A 13,356-nucleotide genomic window follows, 5' to 3' on the forward strand; every position below is an offset into this window, starting at 1 on the left:
ACCCCCTTCGGGGGCCACCCTCCCCCGCAGAGGGGGGAGGGAAGGCGCGTGTCGGCCTCGGAGAGACGTCCCTCGCGCCTGCTCGGCGGGTTCCCCTCAGGCGCGCATCCGCACGTAGGTGCCGGGGGCCGGGCCCAGCGACGGCAGCGCGTCGCCACCCGGTTGGCGAGCCGGGACCCGCTCGGGGGCCTGGGCCTCGATCCACTGGAACCAGTAGGGCCACCACGAGCCCTTGGTCTCGACCGCCGCCGCGATCCAGTCCTTCAGCGCGCCCTTGACCGGGCCGCCGGTCCAGTAGCCGTATTTCGGCTTGGACGGCGGGTTGATCACCCCGGCGATGTGGCCGGAGCCGGCCAGGACGTAATCGACCTTGCCGCCGAAGGTCTTCGAACCCTCGAACACCGAGATCGCCGGGGCGATGTGGTCCTCCCGGGTGGCCAGGTTGAAGACCGGCACTTGGACCTTCTTCAGGTCCAGCCGGACGTTGCCGATCACCATCCGGCCCTTGGCCAGCGCGTTCTCGAGATAGCAGTTGCGCAGGTAGAAGGCGTGGTTCGCCGCCGGCATCCGGGTGGCGTCCGAGTTCCAGTACAGCAGGTCGAACGGGGTCGGCGCCTTGCCCTTGATGTAGTTGTTCACGAAGTACGGCCAGATCAGATCGTTCGGCCGCAGCATGTTGAAGGCGTTGGCCATGCGGGTGCCCTCCAGGTAGCCCCGCTCGGCCATGCGGGCCTCGATCTGGCGGATCTGCTCCTCGTCGGCGAACACCTTGAGGTCACCCGCATGGGTGAAATCGACCTGGGTGGTCAGCAGGGTCGCGCTCTTGATCCGCCGGTTGCCCGTGGCGGCCTGCATGGCGAGCGTCACGGAGAGCAGGGTGCCGCCCACGCAGTAGCCGGCCGCATGCACCTCGCTCTCGCCCGTGGCGACGCCGATCGCGTCGATCGCCGCCTCGATGCCCTCGCGCATGTAGGACTCGAAGTCCTTGTCGGCATGGCGCGCATCCGGGTTCACCCATGAGATGCAGAACACCGTCAGCCCCTGGTCGACCATCCATTTCAGGAAGCTCTTCTGGGGGTTGAGGTCGAGGATGTAGTATTTGTTGATCCAGGGCGGCACCATCAGGAACGGGCGCTTGAGCACGGTCTCGGTGGTCGGCGCGTACTGGATCAGCTCGATCAGGTCGTTGCGGAACACCACCTCGCCGGGGGTCACCGCGATGTTGCGGCCGACCTCGAACCCGCTCGGATCGGTCTGGCGGACGCGCAGCTGCCCGCCGCCGGCCGCCAGATCCTCCTCGTACATCTTGAGGCCGCGCACGAGGTTGGCGCCGTTCTCCTGCAGGGTGTGGCGGATCAGCTCCGGGTTGGTCGGCAGGAAGTTCGAGGGCGACAGCATGCTGGTGAGCTGGCGCAGGTAGAACTGGGCCTTGTGGCGGGTGTGCTCGTCGATGCCCTGGGCCTCGTCGACCAGGCTCTCGGCCCAGCGGGTCGCGATCAGGTAGCCCTGCTTGATGAAGTCGAAATACGGATTGCTCGACCACTCCGCGTCGCTGAACCGGCCGTCCCGGGGCTCGGGCACCGCCACCGGATCGGCCTTCTGGCCCTGGAGGCGCAGATAGGTCGTGCCCCAGAGCGTCAGGAACGCCTGGGACAGCTTGGCCTGGGCCTCGGCGCTGCGGTTCGGGTCCGAGAGCCACGCCTCGGCAACCTGACCGAGCGTCTTGATCGCCTCGTTGATCTCCCCGGTCGGGCCGTTGGCCTGGGCTTCGGGCGTGAGCATGCGGGCGGCACTGCGCCCGAGCGCCTCCACGAATTGTCCCGCGTTGCGCGACAGGGCCTCGATATCCGGCATCGGCGGCGTGGGGATGCCCTCCGGCAGGGCGCCGTTGGTCAGGGAAGTCCGAGCGGCAGCCTGGTCCGGCGCCTGCGTCCGCGGGCTCGTCACGCGTGCCTCCCTGTGTGGTGTTTCGGCTCGACTGAGCATGAGCCTCGTTTCCGACAAATTAGGGAGCGAGCGAGTGGTTGCACCAGCCCGGCCGCGCATGTCGCCGAAACATCCGCGCGTTCTTCTCATACCTTTGTGCCCATGCGCCGCGCCTTCCTGAACCCCGCCCCATCGACCGCCTGGCTGCCCGGCGCGCCGGCACCGGCCCGGCTGCTCGTCGTCGCGCTGCTGGCGGCGCCGCTCGCCGCCTGCTCGGGGGATGCGGTGCGCACGCTCGCCACCGATGCCGGCTACGGGCCCCGGGTCGTGGCCGCGCCGGATTTCGTGACCGAGTCGCGCAGCAAGGAGCCGCCGGCCTTCATGCCGGTGGGCGTCGATGCGCCCAAGCGCCCCGTCCGGGCCAAGTCGGCCGAGGGGCAGAAGGCGCTGGAGGCCGAGCTCGAAGGCGCCCGCGGCCGCAACCAGAGCCGCGGCCGCGCCGCCGAGAGCGCCGGGCGCGGGGCGGCGGCCACGATCAAGCCGGCCCCCGCCGCGGCGCAATAACACGGCCGATCCGGCTCGGATTTTTGTGAGTCGGCGGCGGCGCGCATCTCTGATAGAGCGATTCGTTCGCGCGCCCGCCATGAACGAGAGACGCCAGATTCGGGACGCGCCGATGGACACGCCGATGACCGATTTCCACCGCATCAAGCGCCTGCCGCCCTACGTGTTCGAGCAGGTCAACCGGATCAAGGCAACCGCCCGAGCTCAGGGCGCCGACATCATCGATCTCGGCATGGGCAACCCGGACCTCGACGCCCCCAAGCACGTCATCGCCAAGCTGTGCGAGACGGCGGGCCGTCCGCGGACCGACCGCTATTCCGCCTCCAAGGGCATCGCCGGCCTGCGCCGCGCCCAGGCCGGCTATTACCAGCGCCGCTTCGGCGTGAGCCTGAACCCCGACACCCAGGTCGTGGCGACTTTGGGCTCGAAGGAGGGCTTCGCCAACATGGCCCAGGCGATCACCGCCCCGGGCGACGTCGTGCTGGTTCCGAACCCGAGCTACCCGATCCACGCCTTCGGCTTCCTGATGGCCGGGGGCGTGATCCGCTCCGTCCCGGCCGAGCCGACCCCGGCGATGTTCCCGGCCCTCGAGCGGGCCATGCGCCACTCGATCCCGAAGCCGGTCGCCCTGGTGGTCTGCTACCCGTCGAACCCGACCGCCTACGTGGCCGACCTCGATTTCTACCGGGACCTCGTGGCCTTCGCCAAGCAGCACGAGCTGATCCTGCTCTCGGACCTCGCCTACGCGGAGGTCTATTTCGACGGCAAGCCGCCGCCCTCCGTCCTGCAGGTCCCGGGCGCGATCGACTGCACGGTGGAGTTCACCTCCCTGTCGAAGACCTATTCCATGGCCGGCTGGCGCATGGGCTTCGCGGTGGGCAACGAGCGGCTGCTGGCGGCGCTCTCCCGGGTGAAGTCGTATCTCGATTACGGCGCCTTCACGCCGATCCAGGTCGCCGCCACCGCGGCCCTCAACGGGCCCGACGACTGCATCGACGAGATGCGGGCGACCTACCGCAAGCGGCGCGACGCGCTGGTGGAATCCTTCGGCAAGGCCGGCTGGACCATCCCGGCGCCGGCGGCCTCAATGTTCGCCTGGGTGCCGATCCCCGAGCGCTATCGGGAGATGGGCAGCCTCGAATTCTCGAAGCTGCTGCTCGAGAAGTCCGACGTCGCCGTGGCGCCGGGCATCGGCTTCGGCGAGTTCGGCGACGAGTATGTCCGCATCGCCCTGGTCGAGAACGAGCAGCGGATCCGGCAGGCCGCCCGCAACATCCGCCGGTTCTTCGACGGCGGCGACAAGACCCTGCACAACGTCGTGCCGATGGCCCGGGCCGTCTGAGATCGGGGACGGCTCCAAGGCCTTGATGTCACAAGCTCGCTCGCAGCCGAACCGATGTCCGCTTCGGCTGCGAGCGCTCCGAGCCCGATTGTTGCCGGCAGGCGACAGGCCCCGTCAAAGGGCCGCCCATCCCCCGCCGGCGCTTGTCAGAGCGGATCGCGTTGCGCAGGGTTCTGGACGGGGGTCCTCCCGCGTCCCGAGAGTTGCATGCGCCGCCTGAACCTCATCGCCGCCCTGCTGCTCGCCGCCGCGGCCTCGGCCTGTGCGCCGAACCCGATCATCGCCCGGGATCCGGTGCCGGCTCCGGGCCCGACCGATGTCTACGCCTGCGATTCCAAGCCGTTGCCGGTCAACGCCTTCATGTCGGATTGCCGGCCGGTGCCGGCAAGCCCGCAGGTCGTCCTGCGCGCCCGCGGCTGAGCCGGCGCTCCAGGTTCCGGTAACCGGACGGCCCGCAAGCGCCGGACAGGCCGTCCGCGATAAGCTAGAGTGTAGGCCTGACGCCGGCCCGGCCGGCCCCGTGACGGAGCATCGCGTGAGCACCAAGACCCTGATCGCCGCCGGATTGCTCGGCCTCGTCGCCCAGGGCGCCGCCGCCGAGCCGGCCTTCCCGCCGGGTGTCCCGCAGCCGCGCGCCTACGTGTTCACCGCGCCCAACGGCCCCTCGGTCCTGCAGGCCGACGGCTGCTGCCAGGTGATCGTGCCGCCGGGCCGCCCCGATCTCGCGGTGCCGCCGGTCCCGGTGGCCGAGGTCATGAACGGCGGCGGCTTCGGCTATTCCGGGTTCGACTACTACAACGACCAGATTACCGAGGGCCGGTTCGGCGCGCAGCGGCGCCCGAAGGAGTTCGTGATCGCCCCGTCCTACATCGTCCCGCCGCGCTACTGAGCCGGCCCGGCCGGGGCTTCAATCCTTGTGCGGATCGTGGCCCCAGTTCATCAGCGACATCCGCCACGGGGAATCGGGGTCCTTGCGGGCCTCGCCGCCCTGCTTGAGATGGCGGTGGACGTAGCCCACGACCTTGCGCATCGCGGCGTAGTCGTCGTCGGTCAGATCCGCCTTCTTCTTGTCCTTGATCGCCAGGATGCGCCGGCCCATCTCGTGGCCGGTCGATTCATCGCCGTCCTTCTTCTGGCCGACCTCCTGGCTCGCCGCGCCGTCGAGGTGCTTGCGCAGGGCCGCAGGCGTCATGTTGACGGCCTCACTAAATTCGCTCCACGTCTTCGCGTGATCGTCGTCCGCCATCCTGGTCGCCTCCGCGTTCCGGCCTGATCCGTGCCGGACAACGCGCGGCCTGCGCGGTCGCTCGCGCGCATCCCTGCGGTCGGGCGCCGCACGCTTCGGTCATCGGCGGGCCCCCGCCGTTTACAGGGCGGCCCCCGGACGGTATCACCCCGGCCCGACCCTTCACCCCAAGTTCCGAAAAACCAAATGCGCGCCGAGATCGAGCAAGCCTCGGATGCCGCCAAGCAGTCTATAGGGCTGCTGAGGAGGCATCTTTGACTGGGATACCGTCGATAAACGCCTCGCGGAGCTGAACGCGGCGTCCGAGAACCCCGACCTGTGGAACGACGCCGACGCCGCGCAGAAAGTCATGCGCGAGCGCCAGCAGCTCGACGAGGCGGTCACCTCCATCCGCAAGCTGGAGCGCGACCTCGAGGACGGCGCGACGCTGATCGAGCTCGGCGAGATGGAGGGCGACGAGGCCTCGATCCGCGAGGGCGAGGCCGCGATCCTCGCCGTCGAGAAGGAGGCCGCGAGCCGCCAGGTCGAGACCCTGCTCTCGGGCGAGGCCGACGCCTTCGACACCTATCTCGAAGTCCATGCCGGTGCCGGCGGCACCGAGAGCCAGGACTGGGCCAACATGCTCCAGCGCATGTACGCCCGCTGGGCCGAGCGCCGGAAGTACAAGGTCGAGATCGTCGAGTGGTCGGACGGCGAAGAGGCCGGGATCAAGGGCGCCACGCTCCTGATCAAGGGCCACAACGCCTATGGCTGGCTCAAGACCGAGTCCGGCGTGCACCGGCTGGTGCGGATCTCGCCCTACGATTCCAGCGCCCGGCGGCATACCAGCTTCGCCAGCGTCTGGGTCTACCCGGTGATCGACGACCGGATCGAGATCGAGATCAAGGAATCCGACTGCCGGATCGACACCTATCGGTCGTCCGGCGCCGGCGGCCAGCACGTCAACACTACCGACTCGGCGGTGCGCATCACCCACAATCCGACCGGGATCGTGGTGGCGTGTCAGCAGGAGCGCTCGCAGCACAAGAACCGCGCCACGGCGTGGAACATGCTGCGCGCCCGGCTCTACGAGGCGGAGCTGAAGAAGCGCGAGGAGAAGGCCAACGCCGAGGCCGCGGCCAAGACCGATATCGGCTGGGGTCACCAGATCCGGTCCTACGTGCTCCAGCCCTATCAGCTGGTGAAGGACCTGCGCACCGGCACCCAGTCCACCGATCCGGACGCGGTGCTCGACGGCGCCCTCGACCCGTTCATGGAGGCCTCCCTGGCCCAGCGGGTCTATGGCGGCGGCGAAGAGGTCGAGGACATCGATTGATGTTTTGCGATCGGCGCTCGTCCTGACAGGGAGGAGCGCCGGTGCTTACACACCGGTCCATGCGAGCCGCGACGTGCCCCCTCTGCCGTGCGGGCTACGATGTTCACACATCGCTGCCGGATGAGGACCAAGGCCAACCCCAAGCGCGTCTCCCTCCCCCCTCTGCGGGGGAGGGAGACGCGTGTCGGCCTCGGAGAGACTTCTCTTGCGGCCGCGAACGTGGCTCGCCCGCCCCTCAATACCCCAACGCCGCCCCGTCCTTGCGCGGATCGGAGCCCGCGACCAGCGTGCCGGCTGCGCGGTCGATCCAGATGATCTGGCCGCCGCCGAGGGGCAGGGGCGCGCGGATCGCCGGGTGGCCGCGCGCGATCAGGCCGGCCATCGCGGCGTCGGAGATGCCGCCCTCCAGTTCCAAACTGCCGCCATAGGCGAAGCTGCGCGGGGCATCGAGCGCCGCCTGCACGTCGAGGCCCCGGTCAAGGATGCCCGACAGCAGCTCGACATGGCCCATGGCCTGGTAATGGCCGCCCATCACGCCGAACGGCGCGACCGCCTGGCCGTCCTTCATGAGCATGCCCGGGATGATCGTGTGCATCGGCCTTTTGCCCGGCCCGACGCTGTTCGGGTGTCCGGTCTCCGTGCGGAACGAGAGGCCGCGGTTGTGCAGCAGCACGCCGCTCTCGGGCGCCAGGATGCCCGATCCGAAGCCCTGGAACACGGAGTTGATCAGGGAGAGCGCGTTGCCGTCCCGGTCGACCACGCAGAGATAGACCGTATCCTTGTGGGCCCGCTCCTCTGCGATCTCCCGGGCGATCTCGGGATAGATCTCGGGCGGCTGGGCCCGGCCCATGTCGATCGCCCCGTGGGCGGCGGCCTTCCAGGCATCCGACAGCAGGTGCTCCACCGGCACCCGGGCGAGGTCGGCATCGCCGAACAGCACGTCCCGGTGGTGATAGGCCTGCTTGCAGGTCTCGGCGAACAGGTGGAGCCGGTCGAGGTCCGACAGGGCGCCGACATCGTGATGCGACAGCACGTTCAGCATCATCAGCGCGGCCAGACCCTGGCCGGCGGGCGGGCACTCGTAGACGTCGTAGCCGCGGTAGCGGGTCGAGACCGGCGTGACCACGTCCGGTCGGGCCCCGGCGAAGTCGTCCCGGGTGTGCAGGCCGCCGAGCTCGGTGAGCCGACCGACCATGTCGTCGGCCACGGACCCTTCATAGAAGCCGCGCGGGCCTTCCTCGGCGATGCGCCGGAGCGTGGCGGCGAGCTTCGGCAGGCGGAAGACGCTGCCGATCGCCGGGGCCGCTCCGCCGGGCAGGTAGGTCGCGGCGGCGTGGGGATCGCCCGCGACCCTGGCGACGTTGCGCTGCCAGTCCCAGCCGACGCGCTGCTGGATCACGAAGCCGTCCTCGGCATAGCCGATCGCCGGCTGGAGCAGCTCACCCAGCGAGCGCGTGCCGTGCTGGCGCACCAGCAGGTCCCAGGCCCCGACCGCCCCCGGGACCGTCACCGCGTGCGGCGAGGTCGGCGTGATGGCGACGCCGTGCTCGGCGTACCACTCGGGCGTGGCCGCGGCGGGTGCCCGCCCGGAGCCGTCCAGCGCGATCGGCGTCTTGGCGCCGGCCGGGGCGTAGAGCGCGAAACAATCGCCGCCGATGCCGGTCATCAGCGGATCGACCACGCATTGCACCGCCACCGCGGCGATGCCGGCATCGATGGCGTTGCCGCCCGCGCGCAGGACCTCGATGGCCGCCAGGGTCGACAGCGGGTGCGAGGTCGCGACGGCGGCGTTGGCGGCGTAGACCGGGGAGCGCCCGGGTGCGGAGAAATCTCTCACGGGAAATCCTGTCCAGTGCGATCGAGCCGCGCGGTGTTCTGCGCCGCGCGGCCGGAGAGGCGGCGGCGCGCCCCCTAGCCTCGCCCTCCCGGCGCGGGTTGACGCTGTATCATGTGTTCAAGAGGGCCGCAGCGCCGGATAGGCGCGCCGATGCAGGCTCCGTGCCCGCGCAATCGCAGGGTGGGGATCGTCACGCGGACGAACATCCCGTGCCGGGCGGCCGACCAGGGCCCGTGTGTTCGCATAGGCCATGCACGCAGGCGTTGCGGCCGAAAATTTTCGTTGGATGGAGCCCGGCGGACGAGTCAATTTTATCGGAATTTGGAAGACCTTCGCAGGCCTCCACGGCGCAGAAGCCGGCCGATGGATCGAACACCGATGACAGCCGCGACGAGCCAGCGACACGTCATCGTGCTGCCGGCGCTCTGCTGGAACGTCCGCAGGCCGGATTTCTACGCGGTCACCGCCGACGTCACGCCGGAGGGCATCCGGCTGCGCTCCTCGGCCCGCGTTGCGGCCGGTGAGGAGCTGACCTGCAGCATCCGCCATATCGGCCTGCTGGAGGTGCGGATCACCCAGGTCGCGAACCCGGACTTCGTCGTCCGGGTTCGGGGCGGACGCGCGGCTCTCAACGGGCTGGCCCGGGAGTTCATGACGCTGGCGCGTGCGCAGAACCGCCATCCGGAGCCGGTCCGCGTGCATCACCGCATCGTGCCGGCGCAGAAGACCGTCGAGATCACGCTCGAATGCGGCCTGGCCTTCCCGGGGCACGTCCTCAACGTGTCCGCGTCCGGCATCGGCCTGCTGCTCGACCGGGCGCTGGAGCTCGGCGAGACGATCCGGGTCGGCGCCCGGGCCGCCCGGGTCGTCCGCCAGTTCGAGCACGGGATCGGGGCCGCCTTCCTGGAGCCGTTCGCGCCGGAGGCGGTCCACGCGGCCATGACCCTCTGAGCCGCGGGCCCTCGCGGAGCCGCGGGATCGGCGCTACATCCTGCGCAGAACCCGCGAAGGATTTCCGATGAAGCGCCTGCTCGCCGCTCCCCTCGTCTCGTCCCTGGCCGTCCTTCCCGCCGCGCTCGCGCTGCTGCCCCAGGCGGCTCTGGCCCATCCCGGCCACGGCGCTGCCATCGGCGCGGAGGCCGGCTTCCTGCACCCGCTGATGGGGGCCGACCACGTCCTGGCGATGGTGGCGGTCGGCCTCCTGGCCGCCCTCCGCGGCGGACGGGCGCTCTGGGCTCTGCCCCTGTCCTTCCTGGTGCTGATGAGTGCCGGCGCGGGCCTCGGCATGGCCGGCGTGGCGCTGCCCTATGCGGAGACCGGGATCGCGCTCTCCATCGTGGTGTTCGGCGTGGCCGCGATCGTCGGCCTGCGGGCGCCGGTGGCGCTGCTCGCCAGCTTGGTCGGGGTGTTCGCGGTCTTTCACGGCTACGCCCACGGCGCCGAGATGCCGGAGACCGCCTCGGGCCTGTCCTTCGGCTTCGGCTTCCTGGCGGCGACCGCGCTGCTCCACGCCGCCGGTCTCGGCCTCGGCATCGCCGCGGCCCGGCTCGACGTGGCCCGGGCCGCACCGGCGCTCGGCGCCTGCGTCGCGGCGGCGGGTCTGGCCCTGCTGGCGCTTCCGGCCTGAGCGGAACCGCCCCGGTTACATCCATTAGCGAGGGCTTGATGTCACGGGCCGGCCGGGGTGACACGGCTGCGCCGAGTCCCAGGTCATGCACGCCGCCATCGTTCCGCGGCGAGAGGACCTCTGCATGGCAAGACTTCCGACACTCGCCTTGGCGAGCCTGCTGACGCTCGGTGCCGCCGCCCAGGCCGCCGCACCGCCCGAGCGGTTGCGGGGCACGATCGAGGCCGTCGAGAGCGGCGGCTTCACCCTCAAGACCCTGGACGGCAAGAGCGAGCGGGTGACCCTCGCGCCGGATGCCAAGGTGTCCTGGGTCGTCCCGGCCCAGCTCGACCACATCAAGGACGGCGTGTTCATCGGCACCGCCACCAAGGGCGAGCCCCCGGTGGCCCTGGAGGTGGTACTGTTCCCCGAATCGATGCGCGGGACCGGCGAGGGTCATTACGACTGGGACGTGATCCCCGACCACACCGGCGGCACGGCGGTGAAGAGCACGATGACCAACGGCACCGTGAAGGCGTCCGCGCCCGCGTCGGACGCTCCCCGGGTGAAGAGCGCGATGACCAACGGCACCGTGAAGGCGAGCGGGACCGGCGCCGAGCGCACGCTCACGGTCGATTACGGCAAGGGCCAGTCGATGACGATCCTGGTCCCGCCGCAGGCCCCGGTGGTCACCTTCGAGCCGGCCGATGCGGCCGCGATCTCCGCCGGCGCCAAGGCGTTCGTGGTGGCCGCGCGCGGCGAGGACGGCACGATCACGGCGCGCCGCGTCGCGGTCGGCAAGGACGGCCTGACGCCGCCCATGTGAGGCGAGCCGGGGCGGATCGCTCCGGAACCCGCACGAATCCAAATCACGGATCCTGCCCGTACGCCCCGGCCTTCTCTCGCGGCCGGGGCGGCCGGTTCGTGCCCGGTTCGACAGCACCCGTGCTGCCCCAGCAAGCATATCATTACATCCGGCAAGCTGTTGCCGGCTAAGGCGTTCTGATATTGTTGCCGGGCGGCAACATCGCACAGGAACCAATTTAGCCGAGCTGAAATCTGATTGATCGGCGAAACCCGTTCGCACATGGTGATGGTGCACGGGGGCATCGCCAAGCGAGAGCCCGCAGGAGCCTGCCACCTAAGACGCAGGCCAAACCTACAAGACGTGCGGCAAGATCCGGAAAACCGGGCATGTCCGCATCATTGGGTCTCGAAGCTTTGGAGATGTCTATGAAGCTCTTGAAGAGCTCACTGCTCGGTTCCGCCACCGCGTTCGTCGCGATCGGAGCCGCACACGCCGCCGACCTTCCGGTCAAGAAGGCGGTCCCGATCGAGTACGTCCGCGTCTGCTCGGCCTACGGCGCCGGCTTCTTCTACATCCCCGGCACCGATACCTGCCTGCGTCTCTCCGGCCGCGCCCGGTTCGAGGGCGGCTACATGACCAGCTACTCGCGCCAGTTCGGTAACGGCGGCGACACCTCCGGCTACCAGGGCCGGATGCGCATCAACCTCGATGCCCGCACCCAGACCGCCTACGGCACCCTGCGCGCCTTCGTGCGCTTCGATGCCGGCGCCCGCACCGGCTATTCCGGCATCGGCACCTCCGGCACCCAGCAGCGCATCGGCCAGGCCTATCCCGGCCTCGGCATCGACAGCTTCGGCCGTGACCAGCAGTTCGCCAACGTCGACAAGGCGTTCATCCAGTTCGCCGGCCTGACCGCCGGTCGCGCCTCCTCGTTCTTCGACTTCTACGCCCACGATTTCGAGATCACCGCTGCCACCGCGGGCTCGGATATCGCCTCCACCAACCTGCTCGCCTACACCGCGACGCTCGGCAACGGCCTGTCGGCCACGATCTCGGCCGAAGACCCGGTCTTCCGCCGCAGCCCGATCTACTCGCCGTCCAACAACCCGGGCGGTGTCACCGTCAACGCGTCGATTGCGAACTTCGCGCAGAACAACTCGCCGGCCCCTGTGTTCATCGGCTACACCGGTGCCACGCCGACCCGCTTCAGCCAGGTCGATGTGATCCAGCGTTCGCGGATGCCCGACGTCGTCGGTGCCCTGCGCCTCGATCAGGCCTGGGGTTCGGCCCAGATCTCGGCGGCGGTGCATGAGCTGAACGTCGGAAACGTCCAGAACGGTGTCGGCACCGGAACCGGCTCCAACGTCAGCATCCCGCACGCCAACAACTCGTATGGCTACGCCGTGCAGGGCGGTCTCAAGATCAACACGCCGTTCATCGCCCCGGGCGATGCGCTCTACCTGCAGGGTGCCTACGGCAGCGGCTCCCAGCTCTACACCGGCTACTCCTCGTTCAGCGGCTCCTACTCGCAGAATGCCGCGACGATCCAGGGCCAGAAGTTCAACCAGTTCTTCAACGACGCAACCCTCAACCCGTTCACGGGCCAGCTGGAGCAGTCCACGAGCTTCACGGTTGTCGGTTCGTACCTCCACTACTGGTCGCCGGAGTGGCGCTCGGCCGTCTTCGGGTCGTACGGTGAGCAGGACTTCACGCAGCGTGCTCGCTCTGCTCAGGGCGCGGCATTCGGGGTGATCAACCCGAACGGGACGAACAGCTTCGCCGCCAACGCCGTCGGCGTGCCCGGTACACGCTTCTACCAGCTCAGCGAGGCCCTGCGCGATACCTATCAGTTCGTCGCCGGTGCGAGCTTGATCTGGTCGCCGGTGAAGGACCTCGATATCGGTGTCGAGGGCTACTACACCCAGATCGGTGTCAAGAACGGTCGCGTGATCGACAAGGATAAGGATCCGACCGCCTATTCCCGCGTCGGCGCGATCAACGCCGGTGGTGCGGTTGCCACCACCACGGCTGACTCGGTTTCGCAGGTTCGCTTCCGCGTCCAGCGCGACTTCTAATCCGCTCCATCGGCGCCGGGGACCAAGCCCGGCGCCGAACCCCGTGCTCCACGGATCTCAAGGCCCGGCCCTCGGCTGGGCCTTTTTCGTTGTCGACAGGCGTGCGGAACAGATGCGCCGCCAGGCAACCGCTACCGCCGTGCCGGACCGATCGCGGTACTGCCCGATTCCGGCGCGCGCATCGAAGCAAAGAGCCGAGGCTCCGGCGCCCTGGATCCGGGCCCCTTCGGCTCCGAAACGCGATCGCCGCGCATACGCCCCAGCCTGAGAGCCAAGCTCTGCTGCCGCCAGCCGGCCGGCTGCGGTGCCACCGTCCCGGCGCCTGACACGCCACGAAGCGTCGGCCGCGTGTTGCGTGCCCCGGGATCGTGAAGGATCGCGCGGCCTCACGGGACCCGGAGGCCGACGAGGCGGCTGCCCGGGGCACCCGTCGCGACGCCACCTTCCCCAAGCTCCCGAGCGCCTTTTCTGGCCAGGCCGCCCCTGCGCGGCCGGCATCCGCACGCCGGCCGCGTCCCGGCATGCGATTCCATCGAAGCGATGTGCCGGCCCTGCCTCGCGCGCTGTCGCGGTGCCGGGTCGATGCGCGCCGCCCGAAGCGCGGAACCGATTCGTCCGAATCACGGCCGCGCCGGCC

At 69.7% G+C, this 13,356-nt stretch carries 12 protein-coding genes; 9 read left to right on the plus strand and 3 right to left on the minus strand.

Features of this window, described 5'->3' with window-relative positions; translation table 11 throughout:
* Positions 1–96 precede the first annotated feature (96 nt).
* On the minus strand, positions 97–1,854 hold the full coding sequence (phaC, locus tag WYO_RS22925; protein ID WP_039903873.1) for a class I poly(R)-hydroxyalkanoic acid synthase: 1,758 nt from the start codon (positions 1,852–1,854) through the stop codon (positions 97–99).
* Positions 1,855–2,088: 234 nt separating this feature from the next.
* Between phaC and WYO_RS22930 the strand changes: the two genes are divergently transcribed.
* From WYO_RS22930 to WYO_RS22945, 4 genes are all read left to right on the plus strand, one after another.
* Complete coding sequence (locus WYO_RS22930; RefSeq protein WP_007567012.1) at positions 2,089–2,490, plus strand: hypothetical protein; 402 nt, start codon at positions 2,089–2,091, stop codon at positions 2,488–2,490.
* 124 nt (positions 2,491–2,614) lie between these two features.
* Complete coding sequence (locus tag WYO_RS22935; protein ID WP_039903877.1) at positions 2,615–3,832, plus strand: LL-diaminopimelate aminotransferase; 1,218 nt, start codon at positions 2,615–2,617, stop codon at positions 3,830–3,832.
* A gap of 207 nt (positions 3,833–4,039) precedes the next feature.
* Positions 4,040–4,252, plus strand: a complete 213-nt coding sequence (locus WYO_RS22940) for a hypothetical protein (RefSeq protein WP_007567016.1) — start codon at positions 4,040–4,042, stop codon at positions 4,250–4,252.
* A 115-nt stretch (positions 4,253–4,367) separates the two neighbouring features.
* A complete protein-coding gene (locus WYO_RS22945; protein WP_007567018.1) occupies positions 4,368–4,721 on the plus strand; it encodes a hypothetical protein in 354 nt (117 codons plus the stop codon).
* Positions 4,722–4,739: 18 nt separating this feature from the next.
* On the opposite strand, the gene WYO_RS22950 is transcribed toward WYO_RS22945, so the two are convergent.
* Positions 4,740–5,078: a DUF3140 domain-containing protein gene (locus WYO_RS22950; RefSeq protein ID WP_007567020.1), complete on the minus strand. Its 339-nt coding sequence runs from the start codon at positions 5,076–5,078 to the stop codon at positions 4,740–4,742.
* 186 nt (positions 5,079–5,264) lie between these two features.
* On the opposite strand from WYO_RS22950, the gene prfB reads away from it, so the two are divergent.
* Positions 5,265–6,393, plus strand: a protein-coding gene (gene prfB, locus WYO_RS22955) for a peptide chain release factor 2 (protein ID WP_122162225.1) whose coding sequence is annotated in 2 segments (ribosomal slippage) — positions 5,265–5,333 and positions 5,335–6,393 — 1,128 coding nt in all. Because the reading frame shifts where the segments join, the coding sequence is not laid out codon by codon here.
* Between the two features lie 235 nt (positions 6,394–6,628).
* On the opposite strand, the gene WYO_RS22960 is transcribed toward prfB, so the two are convergent.
* Positions 6,629–8,230 (minus strand): gamma-glutamyltransferase family protein, encoded by a 1,602-nt coding sequence (locus tag WYO_RS22960; protein WP_007567025.1) that lies wholly within the window; start codon positions 8,228–8,230, stop codon positions 6,629–6,631.
* 378 nt (positions 8,231–8,608) lie between these two features.
* Here WYO_RS22960 and WYO_RS22965 point away from each other — a divergent pair, with 378 nt between their 5' ends.
* The 4 genes from WYO_RS22965 (at position 8,609) to WYO_RS22980 (ending at position 12,719) form a co-directional block, all read left to right on the plus strand.
* Positions 8,609–9,181 carry a PilZ domain-containing protein gene (locus tag WYO_RS22965; protein ID WP_007567027.1) on the plus strand — a complete coding sequence of 191 codons (573 nt, stop codon included), beginning with the start codon at positions 8,609–8,611 and terminating at the stop codon, positions 9,179–9,181.
* A 67-nt stretch (positions 9,182–9,248) separates the two neighbouring features.
* The gene (locus WYO_RS22970) at positions 9,249–9,857 is read left to right on the plus strand and encodes a HupE/UreJ family protein (RefSeq protein WP_007567029.1); all 609 of its coding nucleotides are present in this window, start codon (positions 9,249–9,251) and stop codon (positions 9,855–9,857) included.
* A 124-nt stretch (positions 9,858–9,981) separates the two neighbouring features.
* Positions 9,982–10,662, plus strand: a complete 681-nt coding sequence (locus tag WYO_RS22975) for a hypothetical protein (protein WP_007567031.1) — start codon at positions 9,982–9,984, stop codon at positions 10,660–10,662.
* A gap of 407 nt (positions 10,663–11,069) precedes the next feature.
* On the plus strand, positions 11,070–12,719 hold the full coding sequence (locus WYO_RS22980) for a porin (RefSeq protein WP_007567033.1): 1,650 nt from the start codon (positions 11,070–11,072) through the stop codon (positions 12,717–12,719).
* Positions 12,720–13,356 lie beyond the last annotated feature (637 nt).

Source organism: Methylobacterium sp. GXF4 (assembly GCF_000272495.1).
Lineage (GTDB): Bacteria > Pseudomonadota > Alphaproteobacteria > Rhizobiales > Beijerinckiaceae > Methylobacterium > Methylobacterium brachiatum.

What these genes read in the sequence shown, in the direction of transcription:
- WYO_RS22935 (WP_039903877.1), top strand. Translation starts at nt 2,615, where the DNA reads ATGACCGATTTCCACCGCATCAAGCGCCTGCCGCCCTACGTGTTCGAG.
- WYO_RS22930 (WP_007567012.1), top strand. Translation starts at nt 2,089, where the DNA reads ATGCGCCGCGCCTTCCTGAACCCCGCCCCATCGACCGCCTGGCTGCCC.
- WYO_RS22970 (WP_007567029.1), top strand. Translation starts at nt 9,249, where the DNA reads ATGAAGCGCCTGCTCGCCGCTCCCCTCGTCTCGTCCCTGGCCGTCCTT.
- WYO_RS22975 (WP_007567031.1), top strand. Translation starts at nt 9,982, where the DNA reads ATGGCAAGACTTCCGACACTCGCCTTGGCGAGCCTGCTGACGCTCGGT.
- WYO_RS22940 (WP_007567016.1), top strand. Translation starts at nt 4,040, where the DNA reads ATGCGCCGCCTGAACCTCATCGCCGCCCTGCTGCTCGCCGCCGCGGCC.
- WYO_RS22965 (WP_007567027.1), top strand. Translation starts at nt 8,609, where the DNA reads ATGACAGCCGCGACGAGCCAGCGACACGTCATCGTGCTGCCGGCGCTC.
- phaC (WP_039903873.1), bottom strand. Translation starts at nt 1,854, where the DNA reads ATGCCGGATATCGAGGCCCTGTCGCGCAACGCGGGACAATTCGTGGAG.
- WYO_RS22950 (WP_007567020.1), bottom strand. Translation starts at nt 5,078, where the DNA reads ATGGCGGACGACGATCACGCGAAGACGTGGAGCGAATTTAGTGAGGCC.
- WYO_RS22980 (WP_007567033.1), top strand. Translation starts at nt 11,070, where the DNA reads ATGAAGCTCTTGAAGAGCTCACTGCTCGGTTCCGCCACCGCGTTCGTC.